We start from the raw sequence: 20,767 nt of genomic DNA, 5'->3' as shown, positions 1-20,767 counted from the left end.
ACGCCACCCGGCATGGAACAATAAAGTTAGCGCAGGATTTTTTTCTCAGCCAGATCCAGTGCGAAGTAGCTGAAGATCAGATCCGCGCCAGCGCGTTTGATCGAGCCTAAGCTTTCCAGCACCACTTTCTCTTCATCTATTGCACCCGCAAGGGCTGCAAACTTGATCATCGCGTATTCACCGCTGACCTGATAAGCGCCAATCGGCAGCTCGGTGCGCTCGCGGATATCGCGCAGAATATCGAGGTATGCGCCAGCCGGTTTGACCATCAAGCAGTCTGCGCCCTGGGCTTCATCCAGCAGCGATTCGCGGATCGCTTCCCGACGGTTCATCGGGTTCATCTGATAGGTTTTACGATCGCCCTTCAGCGCGGTACCTGCGGCTTCACGGAATGGGCCATAGAAAGAAGAGGCAAATTTGGTGGAGTAGGACATGATCGCGGTATCGGTAAAGCCCGCGGCATCCAGCGCCTGGCGAATCGCCTGTACCTGGCCGTCCATTGCGGCGGAAGGGGCGATGAAATCTGCGCCCGCAGCGGCGGCAACGACCGCCTGTTTGCCGAGATTGGCAAGGGTTAAATCGTTATCAACGCCGTGCTCGCATAATACGCCGCAGTGACCGTGCGAGGTGTATTCACAGAAGCAGGTGTCGGACATGACGATCATCTCCGGTACGGTCTGCTTACAGATACGCGACATGCGCGCCACCAGACCGTCTTCTTTCCAGGCATCGCTGCCGGTGTCATCGGTGTGATGGGAAATGCCGAAGGTCATAACCGAGCGGATGCCTGCATTAGCAATGCGTTCAATTTCGCGCGCCAGATGCTTCTCTGGAATGCGCATCACGCCGGGCATGGCCTCGATAGCTTTGTAATCGTCGAGTTCTTCTTCAACAAAGATCGGCAACACCAGGTCATTTAAGCTGAGTGTTGTCTCTTCAAACATAGCGCGCAGCGCAGGTGATTTGCGCAGGCGGCGAGGGCGTTGGATTAGGTCTGTCATGGTATGCCTGATGTTTGTGGAATCGAAGGCCGTAGTATACCCGAACCTGAGGGTGGGTGGTTTACGAAAGTTGGCGTTATATCTGGATTTTCCATCGTGGAAGGCTGAATCATTAGAGCAATTTATTCACATTTATGGCAAGTTATTTATATTCATTATTTTTCTTGTTTCTGTTTTTATTATTTTAAATATTGATGCGTTTATTTCTGTAGGGCTGGTGATAATTTCTCTTTATTTATTGTTTATTTGTTTGGGTGTGTGGTGAGTTATTTATTAATTATATGTTTCAGAGGTGTGTTGTGCAGTATTTCATTGAAAGGATAAGTATTTTTGTTTTTTGTGTCAGAGGCGGGAGTATTCGTAGTGTTGTCCGGTTTCGGACGACTAGCAAAGAATAATTGAACCTTTCCTTTGTGAAACCGCATAATCGTCCCCGCGAAACATAAAATGTTTTCTTTGCATTGATAATTGATGGATCAACTATATTACGTCCCTGAGGAGGGATGACAAATGCACACTTGGAAAAAGAAACTTGTAGTCTCACAATTAGCATTAGCCTGTACTTTGGCAATCACTTCTCAGGCGAATGCTTCTACTGATATTTCTGGAACTACGTACACAACGTTCACCCATTATAATGACGCATCACATGTTGATGACGTTTACTTCGATGGCTATGTCGGTTGGAACAATTACGGCACTGATAGCATTTATAACGGTGATATTTATCCGGTAATCAATAATGCTACTGTCAACGGCGTTATTTCTACTTATTATCTGGATGATGGACTGTCAACTAACGGCAATTATAACAGCCTGACGATTAAAAACAGTACCATTCACGGTATGGTGACATCCGAGTGTATGACCACGGATTGTACTAACCGTACGGGTACCGACTATTACTACGACCGTCTGGCAATGAACGTCATCAACTCCACTATCGATGACAACTACGAACATTATACCTACAACGGTACCTATAATGACGTGGCTGATACGCACGTTGTCGACGTTTATAACCTGGGTACGGCTATCACTCTGGATCAAGAAGTTGATCTGTCTATCTCCAACAACTCTCACGTCGCGGGTATTACCCTGACTCAGGGTTATGAGTGGGAAGATATTGACGATAATACCGTCATCACCGGCGTAAACAGCGGCGAAGTGTTTAACAACACTATCGCTGTTACCGACTCTACCCTGACCTCAGGTTCCTGGTCTGATGAAGGAAGATCCGGCTGGTTTGGTAACACCAGCAATGCGAGCGACTACAACGGTAACGGTTGGAACGCGAATGATATCGCATTGGCGGTTATTGCTAATCCCAATGCAGATAACGCGATGCAGACCACCGCCACGTTTGATAACGCTACGCTGATGGGCGATGTGCTGTTCTCCAGCAACTTTGATGAGAACTTCTTCCCGAACGGTGCTGATACTTACCGCGATACTGATGCCGATCTGGATACCAACGGCTGGGATGGTACTGACCGTCTGGATCTGACCCTGAACCACGGCAGCAAGTGGGTTGGTGCGGCAATGTCCGTCCATCAGGTTGACGTTGATGGTGATGGTGTTTACGAAAGCTATGCTGAGGGCACTGAAGCCACCGCTACGCTGATTGATATCGCTGCCAACAGCCTGTGGCCTTCTTCAACCTACGGTATCGATAGCGACACATCCTCCTATGACGAAAATGGTCATGTGGTTGGCAATACCGTTTATCAGAGCGGTCTGTTCAACGTGACGCTGAACGGCGCTTCCCAGTGGGATACCACCAAAACTTCTCTGATTGACACTTTGAGCATCAACAGCGGTTCCGTTGTCAACGTGGGTGATTCTGCGCTGGTTTCTGACTCCATCTCTCTGACCGGTGCTTCCGCACTGAACATCAATGAAGATGGTCGTGTTGCGACTAATACGCTGTCTATTGACAACAGTACCGTAACGATTGCTGATGATGTCTCTGCCGGCTGGAATGTGCTTAATGCCGCGCTGTATGCCAATACCATTAACGTCACCAACAACGGCGTTCTGGATGTGGGCAACAGCACCGGGAACGCACTGCAAGTTGATACCCTGAATCTGACCAGCTACACCGACGCTTACAACCATGTTAATGCGGGTGTTTTCGACATCAACAGCGCTAACTATGTATTGAATGCTGACCTGACCAACGATCGTACCAACGATACGCGCCAGGCTAACTACGGTTATGGCGTGATCGCGATGAACTCTGATGGTCATCTGACTATCAACGGTAACGGCGATTCTGACACCTCAGGCGATCAGTCTGAAGTTGATAACTACGGTGATCACGTAGCAGCGGCAACCGGTAACTATAAAGTTCGCATCGATAACGCCACTGGCGCAGGTTCTGTTGCTGATTACAACGGTAATGAGCTGATCTACGTTAACGACACGAACAGCACCGCAACCTTCTCTGCAGCCAACAAAGCAGACCTGGGTGCTTACACCTATCAGGCTCAGCAGCAGGGTAACACCGTTGTTCTGCAGCAGATGGAGCTGACCGACTACGCGAACATGGCGCTGAGCATTCCGTCTGCCAATACGAATATCTGGAACCTGGAACAAGACACCGTTGGTACTCGTCTGACTAACGCGCGTCATGGTCTGGTAGATAACGGTGGTGCATGGGTGAGCTACTTCGGCGGCAGCTTCGATGCGGATAACGGCAACATTAACTATGATCAGGATGTTAACGGCATCATGGTCGGTGTTGATTCCAAAATCGATGGTAACAACGCTAAGTGGATTGTCGGTGCTGCGGCAGGCTTCGCGAAAGGTGACATGAGTGATCGTACCGGTCAGGTAGATCAGGATAGCCAGACTGCCTATATCTACTCTTCTGCTCGTTTTGCGAACAACATCTTTGTTGACAGTAACTTAAGCTACTCCCACTTCAACAACGATCTGTCTGCCAGCATGAGCAACGGTCAGTATGTTGATGGCAGCACCTCTTCTGATGCCTGGGGCTTTGGCTTGAAACTGGGTTATGACCTGAAGCTGGGTGACGCAGGTTACGTAACCCCTTACGGTAGCGTATCCGGTCTGTTCCAGTCTGGTGATGACTATAAGCTGAGCAACGACATGAAAGTTGACGGTCAGTCTTATGACAGCATGCGTTATGAACTTGGTGTAGATGCGGGTTATACCTTCGCCTACAGCGATGACCAGGCGCTGACCCCGTACTTCAAACTGGCCTACGTTTACGATGACTCTAACAACGATTCTGATGTAAACGGTGATTCTATCGACAACGGCGTAGAAGGTTCTGCGGTACGCGTTGGGCTGGGTACTCAGTTTAGCTTCACCAAGAACTTCAGCGCGTACACCGATGCTAATTACCTCGGTGGCGGTGATGTCGATCAAGACTGGTCTGCAAACGTTGGTGTTAAATATACCTGGTAACAACTTTCTCGCAGAGAAATAAAAGGTAATTTAATTTAGAATAATGCCCGTCACGGATTTGACGGGCATTTATTGCAAGGAATGCGCACATGCTATCTTCAAATAAACCTCTTCTTGAGTTTGGTAAGCTTGATAAATGTTTGGCGAAATATGGTAAACACTTTGAGTGTGGGAACGAAAAAGAAATAATTTATTCCGGTGATATTAATAGTGATGATACTTTCGTTATTTTAAGTGGTGTTGTTTCCTTGCGTAGAGGGGAATGCGTACTGGTCGGGATTGCACAGGCGCCTTTTATTATGGGCCTTTCTGATGGCGTGATGAAAACAGATGTACAATACAAATTAATAACCGAAAGTAATTGTACGGGATACCACCTGCCTGCTTCGCAAACGATAAATATAATTGAACAATGCCAGCTTTGGCGTGAAGCCTTTTGCTGGTTGGCATGGCAAAACTCCATGTTTGAGTTGCGCGATCTGCAGCTGATCGGCAATAACTCCTACGATCAGATCCGCGCGACGCTGATATCCATGATGAAATGGGACGACGTACTGCGTTCGCGTATCGGCGTCATGAACTATATTCACCAACGCACGCGAATTTCACGCTCAGTTGTCGCTGAGGTTCTCGCGGCATTGCGTAAAGGTGGTTACATTGAAATGAATAAAGGCAAACTGGTGAGCATTAACCGTTTGCCTTTTGAGTATTAAGTCAGGATGCAGGAATAACCTGCGGTTTGTTCCCGCTCAGCTCTGCAACCAGATCGTTGATACCGTCGCTCATATTGGTAAAGCGGGTTAGCGGAGAGCGGGTCACCACGATAAATGCCCCGACGTTTTGCTGCGGGATCATCGCCATATAGGTAATGAAGCCGCCGCCGCCACCGGTTTTTTGAATAATTCCCGGTCGCCCATTTTTCGGCGCCATATAGACCCAGCCCAAACCCAGCGCATCGGCTCTACCCGGAACATCCATCCCTATCACTTTGGTTAACTGCGTACGCTGATAAATCAGCGTCTGCATACGGTCGGCCTGCTGGCTACGATGGTAAAAATCAGATGAGAGATACTGCTGCATCCAGCGCATCATATCGCCGGGCGTTGAATAAACACCGCCGCTGCCCATCGCCGCCAGGGTATTGTTGCAAGGACTGGCGCCTTTTTCCGCGACCATCAGGCGTCTGCATTGATCGGGGGATGGGGTAAAGGTGGTGTCTTTCATCCCCAGCGGACGGGTTATTTTTTCTTCAAACAGCTGCGGATAAGGCTTTCCGGATGCGGTTCCCAGCGCATCAGCCAGCAGGTCAAACGCCAGGTTGGAATAAGAAGCCTGCGAGCCCGGTGCGGCTTTAAGCGTGGCGGTTGAGAGATAGCTCCAACGCTGTTCACGGGTTGGCCAGACAAATACCGGGCGCTTCGCCGCGCCGCCAGGCTGTTCGCGCGGTAGCGCGCTGGTATGCGTCGCCAGATTCACCAGCGTAATCGGCGTGCCCTGATAAGTCGGCACGCGCACACCAGGCGGCGCATATTTGCTCAATGGATCGTTGAGTTTAACCGTACCCTGATCGAGTAATTTCACCAGCATTTCGCTGGTCATTAATTTAGTAATAGAGGCAATTCGAATAACGGAATCCAGCTGCGGATGAACGTTATTGCCAGGGCGTGTTTCGCCGAAGCTGCGAAATACGCGCTGGTTACCATCAATCACCACGAGCGCCATCCCCGTAGCACCACTGCCGTAAAATATATGGTCGGCATAACGATCGACGATATCAGAGGCGAAGACCGGATCGGTTATAGGCTGTGCCGCCTGGACAGATGTCAATGACGCCGCACACAGCGCGGCAGAAAAAAGCAGACTACGTTTCAACGGTGGTGTCCATGAGTTAGAGAAAGTGAAAAAGGATGTCGTGCGTATGCGTATTTATACTACTCATCGGCGTATTGCAAAGCGCTTATCAGCCAATGATAGTGTGAAAAACGTAACGATGAGTAAACGCGAGCGTTTCCCGGATTACGGATGTTCGCTTTTGTGATCTCACGCTGTGATAATCTGCACTTGCTGGAACGTTGTCGAGTGTGAAAATCACAGAAACAATTCTTCATACCCGGGTGCGAACTAAGTGCCGCGGTTTTGGTCACACTTGTCGGTTTCAGCTTGTGTTTTTGGGCGTAAGCCGTCTGGCCGCCGCACTCCACGGTGGCAAATACACAGCAGTCGTCATAACGATAAGAAGTTAGCAGGAGAGCACTATGTTTAAGTCTTTTTTCCCAAAGCCGGGGCCGTTCTTTATTTCGGCATTTATTTGGGCACTGGTCGCCGTTGTATTCTGGCAAGGAGGTGGGGGAGCCTGGGTTGCACATATTACCGGCGCGTCGGGAGACGTACCGATTAGCGCGGCCCGATTCTGGTCACTGGATTACCTGATTTTTTATGCGTATTACATTCTTTGTGTTGGTGTGTTCGCGCTGTTCTGGTTTATCTATAGCCCGCACCGCTGGCAGTACTGGTCCATACTGGGCACGTCGCTGATTATTTTCGTGACCTGGTTTCTGGTTGAAGTTGGTGTCGCCGTCAACGCCTGGTATGCGCCATTCTATGATCTGATTCAATCCGCGTTGAGTGCGCCGCATAAGGTGAAGATTGAGCAGTTCTATCATGAAGTAGGCATCTTTCTTGGCATTGCGCTGATTGCCGTGGTCATTGGGGTGATGAACAACTTCTTCGTCAGCCACTATGTATTCCGCTGGCGTACCGCAATGAACGAACACTATATGGCGCACTGGCAGCATCTGCGTCATATCGAAGGCGCGGCGCAGCGTGTGCAGGAAGATACCATGCGTTTTGCCTCCACGCTTGAAGATATGGGGGTCAGCTTTATCAATGCGATTATGACGCTGATTGCCTTCTTACCTGTCCTGGTCACACTCTCAGCTCATGTGCCGGACCTGCCAATTGTTGGACATGTTCCTTATGGCCTGGTGATTGCCGCGATTGTCTGGTCGCTGATGGGAACCGGCTTGCTGGCGGTAGTCGGCATCAAACTTCCGGGGCTGGAGTTTAAAAACCAGCGCGTGGAAGCGGCCTACCGTAAAGAACTGGTGTACGGTGAAGATGACGCTAATCGTGCGACCCCGCCGACGGTGCGTGAACTGTTCCATGCGGTGCGCCAGAACTACTTCCGCCTCTATTTTCACTATATGTACTTCAATATCGCCCGTATTCTATACCTGCAGGTTGATAACGTTTTCGGCTTGTTCCTGCTGTTCCCGTCGATTGTTGCCGGTACGATTACGCTCGGCCTGATGACGCAAATCACCAACGTGTTTGGCCAGGTGCGAGGCTCGTTCCAGTATTTGATTAACTCCTGGACAACGTTAGTAGAACTGATGTCTATTTATAAGCGTCTGCGCAGCTTTGAACGTGAGCTTGATGGTCAGGATATTCAGGAAGTTACCCATACGCTTAGTTAATAAAAAAGGAGATGTTATGTCGACGGTTTCCCGTCTTTACCCCTTGTCCGGTCTGGCCGCTCTGGTGCTGGTGGGATGTAGTAGCCAACCCGCGCAGCCGCTAAAAAAAGGGGAGAAAGCCGTCGATGTGGCGAGCGTGGTGCGCCAGAAAATGCCCGCCAGCGTGAAAGACCGGGACGCATGGGCGCAGGATTTAGCGAAGACGTTTGAAAGCCAGAAGCTGGCGCCGACGGTTGAAAATATCTGTTCGGTGCTGGCGGTCGCGCAACAGGAGTCAAACTATCAGGCGGATCCGGCCGTTCCAAACTTAAGTAAAATCGCCTGGAAAGAGATCGACCGGCGCGCCGAGCGTATGCATATCCCGCAGTTTGTGGTGCATACCGCACTGAAGATTAACTCGCCAACGGGGAAAAGCTACAGCGAGCGTCTGGATACGGTGAAAACGGAAAAACAGCTTAGCGCCATTTTTGATGATTTTATCAATATGGTACCGATGGGGCAGACGCTGTTTGGTTCGCTTAATCCGGTACATACCGGTGGGCCAATGCAGGTCAGTATCGCGTTTGCCGAGCAGCACGCCGACGGGTATCCGTGGAAAATGGCGGGAACAGTACGTCAGGAAGTGTTCAGCCGCCGCGGTGGGCTGTGGTTCGGTACGTATCATCTGCTTAACTACCCGGCGAATTACAGCGCGCCAATCTTCCGTTTCGCTGATTTCAATGCGGGATGGTATGCCAGCCGCAATGCGGCTTTCCAGAATGCGGTCAGTAAAGCCAGCGGAGTGAAGCTGGCGATGGATGGTGACTTGATTCTCTATGGCAGCAGCGAGCCGGGCAAAACCGAGCTGGCGGTACGTAAACTGGCCGGGAAGCTGGGGATGAGCGAGAGTGAGATCCACCGTCAACTGCAAAAAGGTGACAGTCTGGCTTTTGAAGATACCACTCTGTACGAGAAGGTCTATAAGCTGGCGGAAGCGAAGACTGGGAAAGCGCTACCCCGTGAAATGCTGCCAGGCATTCAGCTGGAAAGCCCGAAGATTACACGTAATCTGACTACCGCGTGGTTTGCGAAACGCGTGGACGATCGTCGGGCGAAATGTATGGGTCAGTCATCATTATGATGACGGCGGCGCCAGCGCACGAATGCCGCGATGGCGCCAAGAATCAGACTTCCGGCAAGGAAAGGGACCAGCCCAAAAAGGGTACCGACGCCTAAGCCAATTTCAACTCGTGGGCGTCCTGTCTCTTGCATTTGCAACTGCATCAGCTGTTCATAGATGCCGGGAGCGTGGGCCAACAGATTTAAAACCTGCGCGCCTGCCCAAAAGCAAAACAGCACAAATACGGCATACGCAATGTTGCCGGGCAGGGAGGAGGTATCCCGATGCTTGCCCTTAAACAGGGATTTTGAGAGCGTAAAATCAGCCATAAAGACCTCCGGAAATAACCTGCTTTTTTTGACGTGATGCCTGGAACTGACAGTGAGTCTGACAGGTGATCGGCAATGTCAATATCAGAATGATGGTAATTTCAGGTAGAGATTATTCCTGGATCTCGGTTTTTTGCTGGTTGTCACAATTACGTAACCTTAAGTGAAATCAAGTTACATTTCAGAAATTCCGCACAGGCCACAGACGTCTATGAGGAAATGTGCGAGGATGCGCTTTCACGTTGTATTTCCACCGGAGCTGTTATGAACCTGCCTGTTAAAATCCGCCGAGACTGGCACTACTATGCCTTCGCTATTGGGCTTATCTTTATTCTGAACGGGGTGGTGGGCTTACTGGGTTTTGAAGCGCAGGGATGGCAGACCTATGCGGTGGGGTTGGTGACGTGGGTGATTAGCTTTTGGCTGGCCGGATTAATTATCCGTCGCCGCGTGGAAGATGAAGAAGAAGCAAAGGATGCCCAATAGCTATCGATCAGGCATCCAGGCGGGTTTACATACTGGTTTTCAACGCGCTATCCGCCGCATGACGTTCCAGCGCCAGTTCGATCAGGCGAGTGATCAAATCGGTATAGCCTAAGCCGCTCGCCTGCCACAATTTTGGATACATGCTGATGTTGGTAAAGCCCGGCAGCGTGTTGATCTCATTGATCACAACATCGTTCTCTGCGGTTAAGAAAACGTCCACGCGCGCCATACCGGCGCAGCCCAGCGCCTGATAGGCCTGAATAGCAATGTCGCGGATCTTATCGTTAACTTCCGGTGCGATCGCTGCCGGAACAACCACTTTGGCACCGTTATCGTCAATGTATTTGGTGTCGTAAGCGTAAAAATCACTGTTCAGCACGATCTCGCCACAGGTACTGGCCTGCGGTTGATCGTTGCCCAGCACCGCGCATTCGATCTCGCGGCCCTTGATCCCTTGTTCCACCACGACTTTATGGTCGAATTCAAATGCCAGCGCGACGGCCTGATCGTATTGCGCTTCGCTGGTCACTTTACTGACGCCAACGGACGAGCCCTGGTTGGCTGGTTTCACAAACAGCGGCAGGCCAAGACGGGATTCCACCTCGGCAAAGCTGATGCGGTTGCGATTGGCGCGAGTGAGCGTAATAAATGGCGCAATGTTTAATCCGGCATCGCGCAGTAGACGTTTGGTCACGTCTTTATCCATACAGGCCGCAGAACCCAGGACATCAGAACCGACGAACGGCAGATTCGCCACGCGCAGCATACCCTGCAGAGAGCCATCTTCACCCAACGTGCCGTGTACGATCGGGAAAATAACATCGACCGTTGGCAGTGGCTGACCGTTTTGCGCATCGATCAACTGGTGCTCTTGTTTACCCGGGACCTGAGCCAGGCTGGTCGCGGAAGGACGCAGCGCAATATGCGCTGGATCATCTGAATTGAGCAGATAGTTACTGGCATCGCTAATGTGCCATTGCCCTTGCTTATCAATACCTAACAGCACAACGTCAAAGCGAGTCTTGTCGATGGCATCGACAATATTTTTTGCCGATTGCAATGACACTTCATGTTCCGCTGATTTACCACCAAATACGATTCCTACCCGCAACTTTGCCATCTTAAAAACCCATTCCATGAATGCAAAGCACATACATTACCACGACAAAACGCAGGTTTCCTCGGCTTCTGGCAGATTGTTTTGGTGGGCAACAGAGGAACAGATAAGCGCAAACGCGCAGAACGGACGCGGAGCATAAACCCCTGCTGATATTGTGGGGTTGATGTGAGGTATATCACAAATATGATGAGCGGGAAGATAAAATCCTAAACTGTGATATATCGCACCTGTGGACCCTTATTTGGCTAAGTAATTTGTTAAGCTGCTCGCAGTTTTCAGCTACTTATCGTTATGAGTCCCTATGGAATCCTGGAGAGTCAACCTCATTTCCGTATGGTTCGGTTGCTTTTTCACCGGCCTGGCAATCAGCCAAATCCTGCCTTTTTTACCGCTCTATATCTCCCAACTGGGGGTAAGCTCCCATGAAGCACTCTCAATGTGGTCTGGCTTAACGTTTAGCGTCACCTTCCTGATTTCAGCCATCGTCTCTCCGATGTGGGGGAGTTTAGCCGACCGTAAAGGACGCAAGCTGATGCTGCTGCGGGCCTCTTTGGGTATGGCGATTGCGATTTTACTGCAGGCCTTTGCCACTAACGTTTGGCAGCTTTTTCTGCTGCGTGGGGTCATGGGGTTAACGTCTGGCTATATTCCCAATGCGATGGCGCTGGTAGCCTCACAGGTTCCGCGCGAACGCAGCGGGTGGGCGCTGAGTACGCTCTCGACGGCGCAAATTAGCGGCGTTATTGGCGGACCACTGATGGGGGGCTTTATTGCCGACCACGTTGGCTTACGGGCGGTATTCTGTATTACCGCGGCTTTGCTGGTAGTGAGTTTTCTGGTCACGCTGTTCTTAATCAAAGAAGGTGTGCGCCCGACAATCAAAAAAAGCGAACGCCTGAGCGGGAAGGCCGTCTTTGCCTCGCTGCCTTATCCGGCGCTGGTGATCAGCCTGTTTTTTACTACGATGGTGATCCAGTTATGTAACGGCTCAATTGGGCCGATTCTGGCGCTGTTTATTAAATCAATGGTCCCAGACAGCTCTAATATTGCCTTTCTCAGCGGGCTGATTGCTTCGGTTCCGGGCATCTCGGCGCTGATTTCTGCGCCCCGGCTAGGTAAATTAGGCGATCGTATTGGGACCGAGCGGATTTTAATGGCCACGTTAATCTTCGCCGTCGTGTTGTTTTTCGCCATGTCATGGGTCACTACGCCGTTGCAGTTGGGGGTCTTACGTTTTCTGCTCGGCTTTGCCGACGGCGCGATGTTGCCCGCGGTGCAGACGCTGCTGGTGAAATACTCCAGCGACCAGATAACCGGGCGCATTTTTGGTTATAACCAGTCATTTATGTACCTCGGCAACGTAGCCGGGCCATTAATGGGGGCAACGGTTTCGGCAATGGCGGGCTTTCGCTGGGTGTTTATTGCCACGGCGTGCATTGTGCTTATCAACATCTGGCAACTGGCTATCGCGTTGCGACGTCGGCGCTGCGCACGCTGAGTACCTGATTAACAACGCTGCCCGTCAGCGTTGTTAATCCATCATTATGCATTTATATATCCAGGTGATTATTAATCCCCTTACCCTTTTATATGGAATAATTCTGCGCTAAGACTCCTTCTCCCTTATTTTGTGTTGTGATTGTTTTCGCAAAACGTTTTATTTCTTATGAAAATACAACTTTCATCCACTAGGCAGTTGTGAGTCTTAATGATAACGTGGCCTATATTTGGTTAAGGGAATACGTAAATGAAAAATCTCGTTACTGAGTTGTTACTTAAGCTCGCCCAAAAAGAAGAAGAGTCGCAAGAACTGACGGCGCAGGTTGAAACGCTGGAGCAGGTAATCATCGAAATGCTGCGCAATATGACGTGTAACGATCGGCAAATATTTATTCGCCAAATTGAGGGGGCTTTGGCTGGAGAAGGCCGTATGCCTGCGTTTCTGACCAACGTTCATAACGCTGGCGAGAGTGTGCCAAAAGCGTTTTGAGTAATCCGTGGTGCGTCATCCACAAATTATCATAAAAGTGTCACATCAAATACTTATAGTCGCTTTGTTTTAATTTTACCGTATTTATACATGGAGAAAATAAAGTGAAACAAAGCGCACTCGCTATTGCCCTGTTACCTTTGCTGTTTACCCCGGTTATTAATGCAGAAACCTCTGCCATAGCGGTTATGGATAATCGTGCCGCTCAGGGTGATATCACCACGCCGGGCGGCGCCCGCCGATTGTCTGCCGATCAAACGGCGGCTCTGCGCGAATCTCTGAGCGATAAACCTGCCAAAAATATTATTTTATTGATTGGCGATGGGATGGGTGACTCAGAAATAACGGCCGCGCGAAATTATGCCGAAGGCGCAGGCGGCTTTTTTAAAGGAATTGATGCTTTACCGTTGACCGGACAATACACGCACTATGCGTTGGATAAGAAAACGGGTAAACCCGATTATGTGACGGATTCTGCGGCATCCGCGACGGCGTGGACCACCGGTGTGAAAACCTATAATGGCGCGCTGGGCGTTGATATTCATGAAAAAGATCACGCCACAATTCTTGAAATGGCAAAAGCGGCGGGGCTGGCGACGGGCAACGTTTCTACCGCTGAATTGCAGGATGCTACTCCGGCGGCGCTGGTTGCCCATGTGACTTCGCGTAAGTGCTATGGCCCAGGCGTGACACGTGAAAAATGCCCAACCAATGCGCTGGAAAAAGGCGGTAAAGGGTCAATCACCGAACAATTACTGAATGCCCGGGCTGACGTTACGCTGGGCGGCGGGGCCAAAACGTTTGCGGAAACCGCTGCGGCGGGCGAGTGGCAGGGTAAAACGTTGCGTGAACAAGCCCTGGCCCGCGGTTATCAGATGGTGAGTGATACCGCGACGCTGGCGGCGATTACCGAAGCTAATCAGGATAAACCGCTGCTGGGCCTGTTCTCTGACGGCAATATGCCCGTGCGCTGGGAAGGTCCGAAAGCGTCTTATCATGGCAATCTGGATAAGCCGGTTGTGACCTGTACGCCAAATCCAAAGCGTGACGACAGCGTGCCAACGCTGGCGCAGATGACGGATAAAGCGATTGAGCTGTTAAGCAAAAATGAGAAAGGTTTCTTCCTGCAAGTGGAAGGGGCGTCAATCGATAAACAGGACCACGCCGCCAACCCGTGCGGACAGATTGGCGAAACGGTCGATCTGGACGAAGCGGTACAGCGCGCGCTTGCCTTTGCGAAGAAAGATGGCAACACCCTGGTGGTGGTAACCGCTGACCACGCACATGCCAGCCAGATTGTCGCGCCGGATACCAAAGCACCAGGCCTGACCCAGGCGCTGAACACCAAAGATGGCGCGGTTATGGTCATCAGCTACGGCAACTCTGAAGAGGAATCTCAGGAGCACACCGGCAGCCAACTGCGAATTGCAGCCTATGGCCCGCATGCGGCGAATGTGGTCGGCCTGACCGATCAAACCGACCTGTTTTACACCATGAAAGCGGCGTTAGGACTGAAATAACCCGACGCCCGGCGGCAATACTTTTGCCGCCGGGTGGTATTTTTATCGTTAGCAGCCAAACTTACCTGTGTGTTGTCGTTCAGAAAAGAAGGATGCTATGAAAATTACATTATTAATGACGCTGCTTTTTGGTCTGATTTTTTTAACTACCGTCGGTGCTGCCGAGAAGACTTTAACCCCGCAACAACAGCGTATGACCACCTGCAATCAGCAGGCAACGGCGCAGACCTTAAAAGGGGATGCGCGTAAGACATATATGAGTGATTGCCTGAAAAACAGTAAATCTGCGCCGGAGGAAAAGAGCCTGACGCCGCAGCAGCAAAAAATGCGTGAATGTAACGTTAAGGCGACGGAGCAGTCTCTGAAAGGTGATGATCGTAATAAATTTATGAGCGCTTGCCTGAAGAAATCTGCGTAGCACTTACGGGTGAGCAGGTAAAATCGCTCACCCGAAATATCATACTTCCGCTACCAGACCCCTTCCTATAATTTGGGAAATTTGTTTCAGAATATTCCCAAATACAATGAATGATGAAAACTTTTATCAAAAGAAGGTCGTCCCGAATGAAGCATTTTTATCGCTTCATCAAAATGACCACCAACGTTCCGGTCTGCGATTCGCCCGACGAATCAGGCTGCCGCGAGCGGTGGGATTGGGGGGAATGTTTTTCCCTATCGCGTCGGTATTAGTTGCTCAGCCCATTACCGGGGGCTGGTGGCTATTACTGGTGGGATGGGCGTTTGTCTGGCCGCATTTGGCCTGGCAGTTGGCCAGCAAAGCCGACGATCCTCTGCATAGCGAATTTACCAACTTAAAAGCCGATGCCATTCTTGCCGGTATGTGGATAGGGATTATGGGCGTAAACCTGTTGCCATCCACGGCGCTGCTGATGATTATCTGCATCAACCTGATGGGCGCAGGCGGGATGCGAATATTCATCGCAGGCGCCGTTTTGATGATGGTTTCATGCCTGGTGACGTTACAGTTAACCGATATCTCCGTCGCTTTTAGCAGTACTCAACTTAGCGTGCTATTGACGCTGCCGGTGCTGGTGATTTATCCGCTGCTGTTTGCCTGGGTCAGCTACCAGACGGTCATCAAGCTGGCGGAACATAAACGCCGTTTACAGGTGATGAGTACGCGAGATGGCATGACTGGGGTGTACAACCGCCGCCATTGGGAACTGTTACTGCGTAATGAATTTGATAATTGCCGCCGCTACCAGCGTGACGCCACGTTACTGATTATCGATATCGACCATTTTAAGAGCATTAATGATACCTGGGGTCATGACGTTGGGGATCAGGCGATTGTCGCGCTGACCCGCCAGTTGCAGATGACCTTACGCGGTAGCGACGTGATCGGGCGCTTTGGCGGTGATGAGTTTGCGGTGATTATGTGCGGCACGCCGGCAACCAGCGCGATTGCGGCGATGTCTCGCGTTCACGAACGACTTGGCCAACTGCGTTTATCCTGCGCGCCGCAGGTTGCTCTGCGGATCAGCGTGGGCGTTGCGCCGCTGACCGCAGAAACCGAGCATTATCGAGAATGGTTAAAGTCGGCGGATATGGCGCTCTACAAAGCAAAGAATTCCGGACGTAACCGCACTGAGGCGGCGGCCTGACGTCCGGCGGTGTTAACTCAGGAGCGGCTGAGTTTTTCCGACTGCTCCATGCACTTAATCATCGCTTCAATCACTGATGAACGGAAACCACGTTCTTCCAGGACGCGTACCGCTTCAATGGTGGTTCCGCCAGGCGAGCACACCATATCCTTCAGTTCTCCGGGATGTTTACCCGTATCCAGCACCATCTTTGCCGACCCCATTACTGCCTGCGCCGCGAATTTATAAGCTTGCGCGCGAGGCATGCCACCCTGCACGGCGGCGTCCGCCATTGCTTCAATAAACATAAAGACATAGGCCGGTGCTGAACCACTGACGCCAACGACCGGATGAATCATTGCCTCCGCAATGACTTCCGCTTCGCCAAAGCAGCGGAAGATATTCAGCACGTCGGCGGTGTCTTCTGGCGTGACTAAGGCGTTCGGTGTGACGGAGGTCATTCCGGCATTCACCAGTGACGGCGTGTTTGGCATCGCGCGAATGATTTTACGGTCATGGCCCAGCGCGCGGGCGAGCTGATCGAGGGTGACGCCAGCGGCAATCGAGACGACCAGGGAGTCTTTGTTCAGGCTGGAGGTAATTTCGCTCAGCACTTTAATCATGATGCCTGGTTTTACGGCCCCAAAAACGATGTCAGCGATTTGCGCGACCTCTTGCGCAGACTGCGCCGCATTAATACCGTACTGGTCGTGCAATGCAGCGACTTTATCGGGGGAAGGGGTGTAGACCCAGATTTGTCCGGGGAGAACCTGGCCGCTGGCGATCATGCCGCCAAGTATCGCTTTGCCCATATTACCGCAGCCGATAAAACCGATTTTCTTGTCCATTTTGTCACTCCCTATGCGTGATATTCATTGTTTTACCTGGGAAAGCTAAGCTTAGCGCGGATTGAATATGTGCAGAAGGATAAACAGCACTTTGCCTGCAAGTAAAAGCACGCGACAATGTGCAACTGCACATCAGTGGGGAGAAATTATGACAATATGGGTGGATGCCGATGCGTGTCCGAATGTGATTAAAGATATTTTGTACCGCGCTTCTGAGCGCATGCAGATGCCGCTTATTTTGGTAGCCAACCAAAGTTTGCGCGTCCCGTCTTCGCGGTTTATCCGCACATTACGTGTTCCCGCCGGGTTTGACGTGGCGGATAACGAGATTGTACGTCAGTGTAGTGCCGGTGATTTAGTGATAACAGCGGATATCCCGCTGGCGGCAGAAGTCATTGAAAAAGGTGCGGCGGCGCTTAATCCGCGCGGTGAACGTTATACCGAAGCCACGATCCGTGAGCGTCTGATGATGCGTGATTTTATGGATACGCTACGCGCCAGCGGTATTCAGACCGGCGGGCCGGACAGCCTTTCACCACGAGACAGGCAGCATTTTGCTGCTGAGCTTGATAAGTGGTGGCTGGAAGTACAGCGCAGAAAATAAAACGTGTAATTTATTATTTACACTTTATTCATGGTGAATTCTTGTTATAGTAGGAGTTAATAGGTATCTCTACCCTGTATGTAATTTTTTCTTTACGTTTTGGCGATGTACTAGTTTGGTGATATGATTATATCTTTAACCGCATCAGATCCCGCTCGCTCGCGGCTCCCTGGGGAATTTCTGTAATGACGCAACCTCTTTATCTTGTCGGCCCCCGGGGGTGTGGTAAGACAACTACCGGTATGGCGCTGGCGAAGGCTATCGATTTCCAGTTTGTCGATACCGATCGCTGGTTGCAATCGCACGTGCAGATGACCGTGGCGGAGATCGTCGAAAGGGAAGGATGGGAAGGGTTTCGTGCCCAGGAGACGAGCGCTCTGCAGGCCGTCACAGCCCCGGCAACGGTTGTTGCGACCGGCGGCGGCATCATTCTTACCGAATTTAATCGTCATTACATGCGCAGCCACGGCGTGGTTATCTATTTAAGCGCACCGGTATCAGTACTGGTTGATCGTCTGGAGGCCACGCCTGAAGAGGGATTGCGCCCAACCTTAACCGGTAAGCCGCTGACTGAAGAGGTGCAGGAAGTGCTCGCTCAGCGCGATGTTCTGTACCGTGAAGCTGCGCACTACATCGTTGATGCCACCCATAAACCTGCGCAGGTGGTGGAAGACATTCTTGAGATACTGGCGCAGGCAGCGCCACGGTTACAGGGCGGTGTCTATACTTAATGTTCATCCAGTGAAAAGGAAGAACTATGCCGACAAAACCACCTTACCCACGTCAAGCGAACATTGTTACGGTTGAAAAGGGGACGCCAGGCCAGACGGTAACCTGGTATCAACTTCGAGCCGATCACCCTAAACCGAATACGTTGATCAGTGAGCATCCTTCTGCGCAGGAAGCCATGGATGCCAAAAAACGCTACGAAGACCCCGATAAAACCTGATATTAAGCACCGTCCTGGCACGAGTCTGAAAAGTGCCACGACGGGCGTTTATCACATTTTCTTAAATTTCGCCGTATACCGTTAAAATTGAAAATTAAGCAATAACAATCCAGTACCGGAATGATTTGGAATCTTTACACAATACACCGCCGATCAGCTGCTACGCTTTTGAGCATTTGTAGCGCAGGTCAGCGCCCGGCACTTGCCCGGGATTTCACAGCAAAGTAAGAAGATGGTGGAGCAACAAATGAGTGCGTCGTTGGCTATCCTCACGATTGGCGTGGTGCCGATGTGTGAGGTGTTACCGCTCCTGACGGAATATATCGATGAACAGCACATTACTCACCACAGTCTGCTTGGACAGATGCGGCGAGAAGATGTGATGGCTGAGTACGGCGTTTCGCCCGGTGACGAGCCTTTATTAACGCTGCTCAGCGACCACCAACTTGCGCATGTCTCACGCCAGAAGGTAGAGCGCTCGCTGCAAAGTATCGTGGAGGTGCTGGATAACCAGGGCTTTGACGTGATCCTACTGATGAGTACCGCCTCAATCGCTCGCCTGACCGCCCGCAATAGCATTCTGCTGGAGCCGTTACGTATTATCCCCCCGCTGGTGGCCTCGATTGTCGATGGGCATCAGGTCGGGGTTATTGTCCCCGTCACCGAATTGCTCAAAGCCCAGACGCAAAAATGGCAGGTGTTACAAACTCCACCAGTGTATGCCGTGGCGAATCCGATCGAAGGTACCGAACAACAATTGATTGATGCCGGGAAAGAACTGCTGGAGCAAGGCGCGGATGTGATCATGCTGGATTGTCTGGGGTTCAATCAACGCCATCGCGATTTACTGCAAAAATCGCTGGATGTCCCGGTTCTTCTGTCTAATGTGTTGATTGCCCGACTGGCTTCGGAGCTGTTGGCGTAATTTTGCGTGACAGGTGGAACGTCAGCCCCCTATATTGGTTCTCAACTTAATCACGAGATAGGGCCAGTTGTATGCTTCAAAGTAATGAATACTTTTCCGGCAAAGTAAAATCGATCGGTTTTACCAGCAGCAGTACTGGCCGCGCCAGTGTTGGCGTGATGGCTGAAGGCGAATATACCTTTAGTACTGCGGCGCCTGAAGAGATGACTGTCGTTAGCGGCGCACTGAACGTGCTGCTGCCGGGGGAAACTGAGTGGAAGGTGTATGCCGCAGGGGACGTGTTCAACGTACCGGGCAACAGTGAGTTTCATCTGCAGGTGGCAGAGCCAACATCCTATCTTTGCCGCTATCTGTAAGCATAGAAATGACGAATGGCGACATTATGCCGCCATTCGGTAAGTACGGCTTAACGTTGCGCTTCGCCGCCTAATCCTTCCACCAGACTTTTAATCAGCGCCGCCAGTTCACCCGTCATCAGGATGAAATCGGCATCAAAACGCTGAGCATAATCTTCGCGGTCAATATCTTCGTTCTGATCGCGCAGCTCGTCGCTAAACTTCAAACGCTTAATAGAGCCGTCGTCACACATCACGAACTGAATGCGCTGCTGCCAGTCGAGGGCCAGTTTGGTGACCAGTTTGCCCGCTTCGATATGCACGGCGATTTCGTCGCAGACCAGATCCTGCTTTTTCGCGCGGATCACGCCGCCGTCTTCAAGGATCGCTTTTAGTTCGGCTTCATCCAATAACTGGAATCCCTGTGCCGTTGTGCCGGAGCGAACCCATTCGGTCAGCGTCAGCTCAATGGGGTTTTCCATCGTCAGCGGAACGACCGGCAGCGAACCGAGACTCTTACGCAGCAGCGCCAGCGTATCTTCGGCTTTCTTCGCACTCGCGCAATCAACCATAATCAGATCGTTGACGGTATCGATCCACATCATCGTCTGGCTGAAACGGCTAAAGGCGCGCGGCAGCAATGAGTGCAGAACTTCATCTTTCAGCGAGTCTTTTTCGGTCTTCTTGAGTTTGCGACCTTGCTCAGCTTCCAGTTTGAAAATTTTGGCTCCCAGCGCCTGTTTAATAACCGGCGACGGCAGAATTTTTTCTTCTTTGCGGGCGCAGATAATAATTTGGCCATTGGCGGTATGCGTTAATGCATCGCTGTGCGATCCCATCGGCGGAACCCAGCCCATTTTTGCCATATCCTGGCTACCGCAAGGGGTGAACGTCATTGATGCCAGCTGTTTTTCCATCTCTTCGGCACGCAAAGAAACATCGCGGCTAAGACGGTAAACCATTAAATTTTTGAACCACAGCATGATAATTTCCACGGCCTTGTCGTTAAATCCAGCGGGCATGATAGCGAATTGTCGCTATGCTTG

At 51.1% G+C, this 20,767-nt stretch carries 21 protein-coding genes; 15 read left to right on the top strand and 6 right to left on the bottom strand.

Annotated elements, in window-relative coordinates:
• Window positions 1-26: 26 nt before the first annotated feature.
• Window positions 27-1,001 (bottom strand): porphobilinogen synthase, encoded by a 975-nt coding sequence (gene hemB, locus OGW44_RS19035; RefSeq protein WP_016151991.1) that lies wholly within the window; start codon window positions 999-1,001, stop codon window positions 27-29.
• A 510-nt stretch (window positions 1,002-1,511) separates the two neighbouring features.
• Here hemB and ehaB point away from each other — a divergent pair.
• On the top strand, window positions 1,512-4,436 hold the full coding sequence (gene ehaB / locus OGW44_RS19030; RefSeq protein ID WP_075846787.1) for an autotransporter adhesin EhaB: 2,925 nt from the start codon (window positions 1,512-1,514) through the stop codon (window positions 4,434-4,436).
• Window positions 4,437-4,525: 89 nt separating this feature from the next.
• Window positions 4,526-5,149, top strand: a complete 624-nt coding sequence (iprA, locus tag OGW44_RS19025; protein WP_016155830.1) for a hydrogen peroxide resistance inhibitor IprA — start codon at window positions 4,526-4,528, stop codon at window positions 5,147-5,149.
• Window position 5,150: 1 nt separating this feature from the next.
• On the opposite strand, the gene ampH is transcribed toward iprA, so the two are convergent.
• Window positions 5,151-6,308: a D-alanyl-D-alanine-carboxypeptidase/endopeptidase AmpH gene (ampH, locus tag OGW44_RS19020; protein ID WP_185654216.1), complete on the bottom strand. Its 1,158-nt coding sequence runs from the start codon at window positions 6,306-6,308 to the stop codon at window positions 5,151-5,153.
• A gap of 383 nt (window positions 6,309-6,691) precedes the next feature.
• Between ampH and sbmA the strand changes: the two genes are divergently transcribed.
• Both sbmA and OGW44_RS19010 read left to right on the top strand, forming a co-directional pair.
• The gene (sbmA, locus tag OGW44_RS19015; RefSeq protein ID WP_016155831.1) at window positions 6,692-7,912 is read left to right on the top strand and encodes a peptide antibiotic transporter SbmA; all 1,221 of its coding nucleotides are present in this window, start codon (window positions 6,692-6,694) and stop codon (window positions 7,910-7,912) included.
• Window positions 7,913-7,928: 16 nt separating this feature from the next.
• Window positions 7,929-9,032 (top strand): DUF1615 domain-containing protein, encoded by a 1,104-nt coding sequence (locus OGW44_RS19010; protein WP_047416936.1) that lies wholly within the window; start codon window positions 7,929-7,931, stop codon window positions 9,030-9,032.
• On the opposite strand, the gene OGW44_RS19005 is transcribed toward OGW44_RS19010, so the two are convergent.
• Window positions 9,017-9,340 (bottom strand): DUF2755 family protein, encoded by a 324-nt coding sequence (locus tag OGW44_RS19005; RefSeq protein ID WP_016151998.1) that lies wholly within the window; start codon window positions 9,338-9,340, stop codon window positions 9,017-9,019. The two genes, OGW44_RS19010 and OGW44_RS19005, sit on opposite strands and share 16 nt — an antisense overlap.
• 264 nt (window positions 9,341-9,604) lie before the next feature.
• On the opposite strand from OGW44_RS19005, the gene OGW44_RS19000 reads away from it, so the two are divergent.
• Window positions 9,605-9,826, top strand: a complete 222-nt coding sequence (locus OGW44_RS19000; protein WP_019076140.1) for a DUF2754 domain-containing protein — start codon at window positions 9,605-9,607, stop codon at window positions 9,824-9,826.
• A gap of 25 nt (window positions 9,827-9,851) precedes the next feature.
• On the opposite strand, the gene ddlA is transcribed toward OGW44_RS19000, so the two are convergent.
• On the bottom strand, window positions 9,852-10,946 hold the full coding sequence (gene ddlA, locus OGW44_RS18995; RefSeq protein WP_103766482.1) for a D-alanine--D-alanine ligase: 1,095 nt from the start codon (window positions 10,944-10,946) through the stop codon (window positions 9,852-9,854).
• Between the two features lie 301 nt (window positions 10,947-11,247).
• Between ddlA and OGW44_RS18990 the strand changes: the two genes are divergently transcribed.
• From OGW44_RS18990 to adrA, 5 genes are all read left to right on the top strand, one after another.
• Window positions 11,248-12,444: a multidrug efflux MFS transporter gene (locus OGW44_RS18990; protein ID WP_153646518.1), complete on the top strand. Its 1,197-nt coding sequence runs from the start codon at window positions 11,248-11,250 to the stop codon at window positions 12,442-12,444.
• 249 nt (window positions 12,445-12,693) lie between these two features.
• Window positions 12,694-12,936 (top strand): sigma-S stabilization anti-adapter protein IraP, encoded by a 243-nt coding sequence (locus OGW44_RS18985; protein WP_016152002.1) that lies wholly within the window; start codon window positions 12,694-12,696, stop codon window positions 12,934-12,936.
• A 104-nt stretch (window positions 12,937-13,040) separates the two neighbouring features.
• Entirely contained in the window at window positions 13,041-14,456 is a 1,416-nt protein-coding gene (phoA, locus tag OGW44_RS18980; RefSeq protein ID WP_019076143.1) for an alkaline phosphatase, read from the top strand.
• A gap of 97 nt (window positions 14,457-14,553) precedes the next feature.
• Window positions 14,554-14,874, top strand: coding sequence for a phosphate starvation-inducible protein PsiF (gene psiF / locus OGW44_RS18975; RefSeq protein ID WP_003830956.1), 321 nt, complete (start codon window positions 14,554-14,556; stop codon window positions 14,872-14,874).
• A gap of 91 nt (window positions 14,875-14,965) precedes the next feature.
• Window positions 14,966-16,081 (top strand): diguanylate cyclase AdrA, encoded by a 1,116-nt coding sequence (gene adrA, locus OGW44_RS18970; protein ID WP_088583121.1) that lies wholly within the window; start codon window positions 14,966-14,968, stop codon window positions 16,079-16,081.
• A gap of 17 nt (window positions 16,082-16,098) precedes the next feature.
• Here the strand turns inward: adrA and proC are convergent, their stop codons facing one another.
• On the bottom strand, window positions 16,099-16,908 hold the full coding sequence (gene proC / locus OGW44_RS18965) for a pyrroline-5-carboxylate reductase (RefSeq protein ID WP_016152005.1): 810 nt from the start codon (window positions 16,906-16,908) through the stop codon (window positions 16,099-16,101).
• Between the two features lie 148 nt (window positions 16,909-17,056).
• Between proC and OGW44_RS18960 the strand changes: the two genes are divergently transcribed.
• From OGW44_RS18960 to ppnP, 5 genes are all read left to right on the top strand, one after another.
• The gene (locus OGW44_RS18960) at window positions 17,057-17,512 is read left to right on the top strand and encodes a YaiI/YqxD family protein (RefSeq protein ID WP_016155837.1); all 456 of its coding nucleotides are present in this window, start codon (window positions 17,057-17,059) and stop codon (window positions 17,510-17,512) included.
• 185 nt (window positions 17,513-17,697) lie between these two features.
• A complete protein-coding gene (aroL, locus tag OGW44_RS18955) occupies window positions 17,698-18,243 on the top strand; it encodes a shikimate kinase AroL (protein WP_016155838.1) in 546 nt (181 codons plus the stop codon).
• 26 nt (window positions 18,244-18,269) lie between these two features.
• Window positions 18,270-18,461: a protein YaiA gene (gene yaiA / locus OGW44_RS18950; protein ID WP_016155839.1), complete on the top strand. Its 192-nt coding sequence runs from the start codon at window positions 18,270-18,272 to the stop codon at window positions 18,459-18,461.
• A 247-nt stretch (window positions 18,462-18,708) separates the two neighbouring features.
• On the top strand, window positions 18,709-19,386 hold the full coding sequence (locus OGW44_RS18945; RefSeq protein ID WP_016155840.1) for an AroM family protein: 678 nt from the start codon (window positions 18,709-18,711) through the stop codon (window positions 19,384-19,386).
• Window positions 19,387-19,457: 71 nt separating this feature from the next.
• Window positions 19,458-19,742: a pyrimidine/purine nucleoside phosphorylase gene (gene ppnP / locus OGW44_RS18940; protein WP_016152010.1), complete on the top strand. Its 285-nt coding sequence runs from the start codon at window positions 19,458-19,460 to the stop codon at window positions 19,740-19,742.
• Between the two features lie 50 nt (window positions 19,743-19,792).
• Here the strand turns inward: ppnP and rdgC are convergent, their stop codons facing one another.
• The gene (gene rdgC, locus OGW44_RS18935) at window positions 19,793-20,704 is read right to left on the bottom strand and encodes a recombination-associated protein RdgC (protein WP_185654217.1); all 912 of its coding nucleotides are present in this window, start codon (window positions 20,702-20,704) and stop codon (window positions 19,793-19,795) included.
• Between the last annotated feature and the right edge of the window lie 63 nt (window positions 20,705-20,767).

The organism is Citrobacter sp. Cb023 (assembly GCF_030336805.1).
GTDB lineage: Bacteria > Pseudomonadota > Gammaproteobacteria > Enterobacterales > Enterobacteriaceae > Citrobacter > Citrobacter braakii.
This window is presented reverse-complemented; position numbering and strand designations above follow the sequence as displayed.

Excerpts from the sequence above, each read along its gene's own strand:
- aroL (WP_016155838.1), top strand. The coding sequence starts at position 17,698 with ATGACGCAACCTCTTTATCTTGTCGGCCCCCGGGGGTGTGGTAAGACA.
- psiF (WP_003830956.1), top strand. The coding sequence starts at position 14,554 with ATGAAAATTACATTATTAATGACGCTGCTTTTTGGTCTGATTTTTTTA.
- OGW44_RS18945 (WP_016155840.1), top strand. The coding sequence starts at position 18,709 with ATGAGTGCGTCGTTGGCTATCCTCACGATTGGCGTGGTGCCGATGTGT.
- OGW44_RS18990 (WP_153646518.1), top strand. The coding sequence starts at position 11,248 with ATGGAATCCTGGAGAGTCAACCTCATTTCCGTATGGTTCGGTTGCTTT.
- OGW44_RS18985 (WP_016152002.1), top strand. The coding sequence starts at position 12,694 with ATGAAAAATCTCGTTACTGAGTTGTTACTTAAGCTCGCCCAAAAAGAA.
- ppnP (WP_016152010.1), top strand. The coding sequence starts at position 19,458 with ATGCTTCAAAGTAATGAATACTTTTCCGGCAAAGTAAAATCGATCGGT.
- OGW44_RS19010 (WP_047416936.1), top strand. The coding sequence starts at position 7,929 with ATGTCGACGGTTTCCCGTCTTTACCCCTTGTCCGGTCTGGCCGCTCTG.
- hemB (WP_016151991.1), bottom strand. The coding sequence starts at position 1,001 with ATGACAGACCTAATCCAACGCCCTCGCCGCCTGCGCAAATCACCTGCG.
- OGW44_RS19000 (WP_019076140.1), top strand. The coding sequence starts at position 9,605 with ATGAACCTGCCTGTTAAAATCCGCCGAGACTGGCACTACTATGCCTTC.
- OGW44_RS19005 (WP_016151998.1), bottom strand. The coding sequence starts at position 9,340 with ATGGCTGATTTTACGCTCTCAAAATCCCTGTTTAAGGGCAAGCATCGG.
- rdgC (WP_185654217.1), bottom strand. The coding sequence starts at position 20,704 with ATGCTGTGGTTCAAAAATTTAATGGTTTACCGTCTTAGCCGCGATGTT.
- proC (WP_016152005.1), bottom strand. The coding sequence starts at position 16,908 with ATGGACAAGAAAATCGGTTTTATCGGCTGCGGTAATATGGGCAAAGCG.
- yaiA (WP_016155839.1), top strand. The coding sequence starts at position 18,270 with ATGCCGACAAAACCACCTTACCCACGTCAAGCGAACATTGTTACGGTT.
- sbmA (WP_016155831.1), top strand. The coding sequence starts at position 6,692 with ATGTTTAAGTCTTTTTTCCCAAAGCCGGGGCCGTTCTTTATTTCGGCA.
- ddlA (WP_103766482.1), bottom strand. The coding sequence starts at position 10,946 with ATGGCAAAGTTGCGGGTAGGAATCGTATTTGGTGGTAAATCAGCGGAA.
- ehaB (WP_075846787.1), top strand. The coding sequence starts at position 1,512 with ATGCACACTTGGAAAAAGAAACTTGTAGTCTCACAATTAGCATTAGCC.
- iprA (WP_016155830.1), top strand. The coding sequence starts at position 4,526 with ATGCTATCTTCAAATAAACCTCTTCTTGAGTTTGGTAAGCTTGATAAA.
- OGW44_RS18960 (WP_016155837.1), top strand. The coding sequence starts at position 17,057 with ATGACAATATGGGTGGATGCCGATGCGTGTCCGAATGTGATTAAAGAT.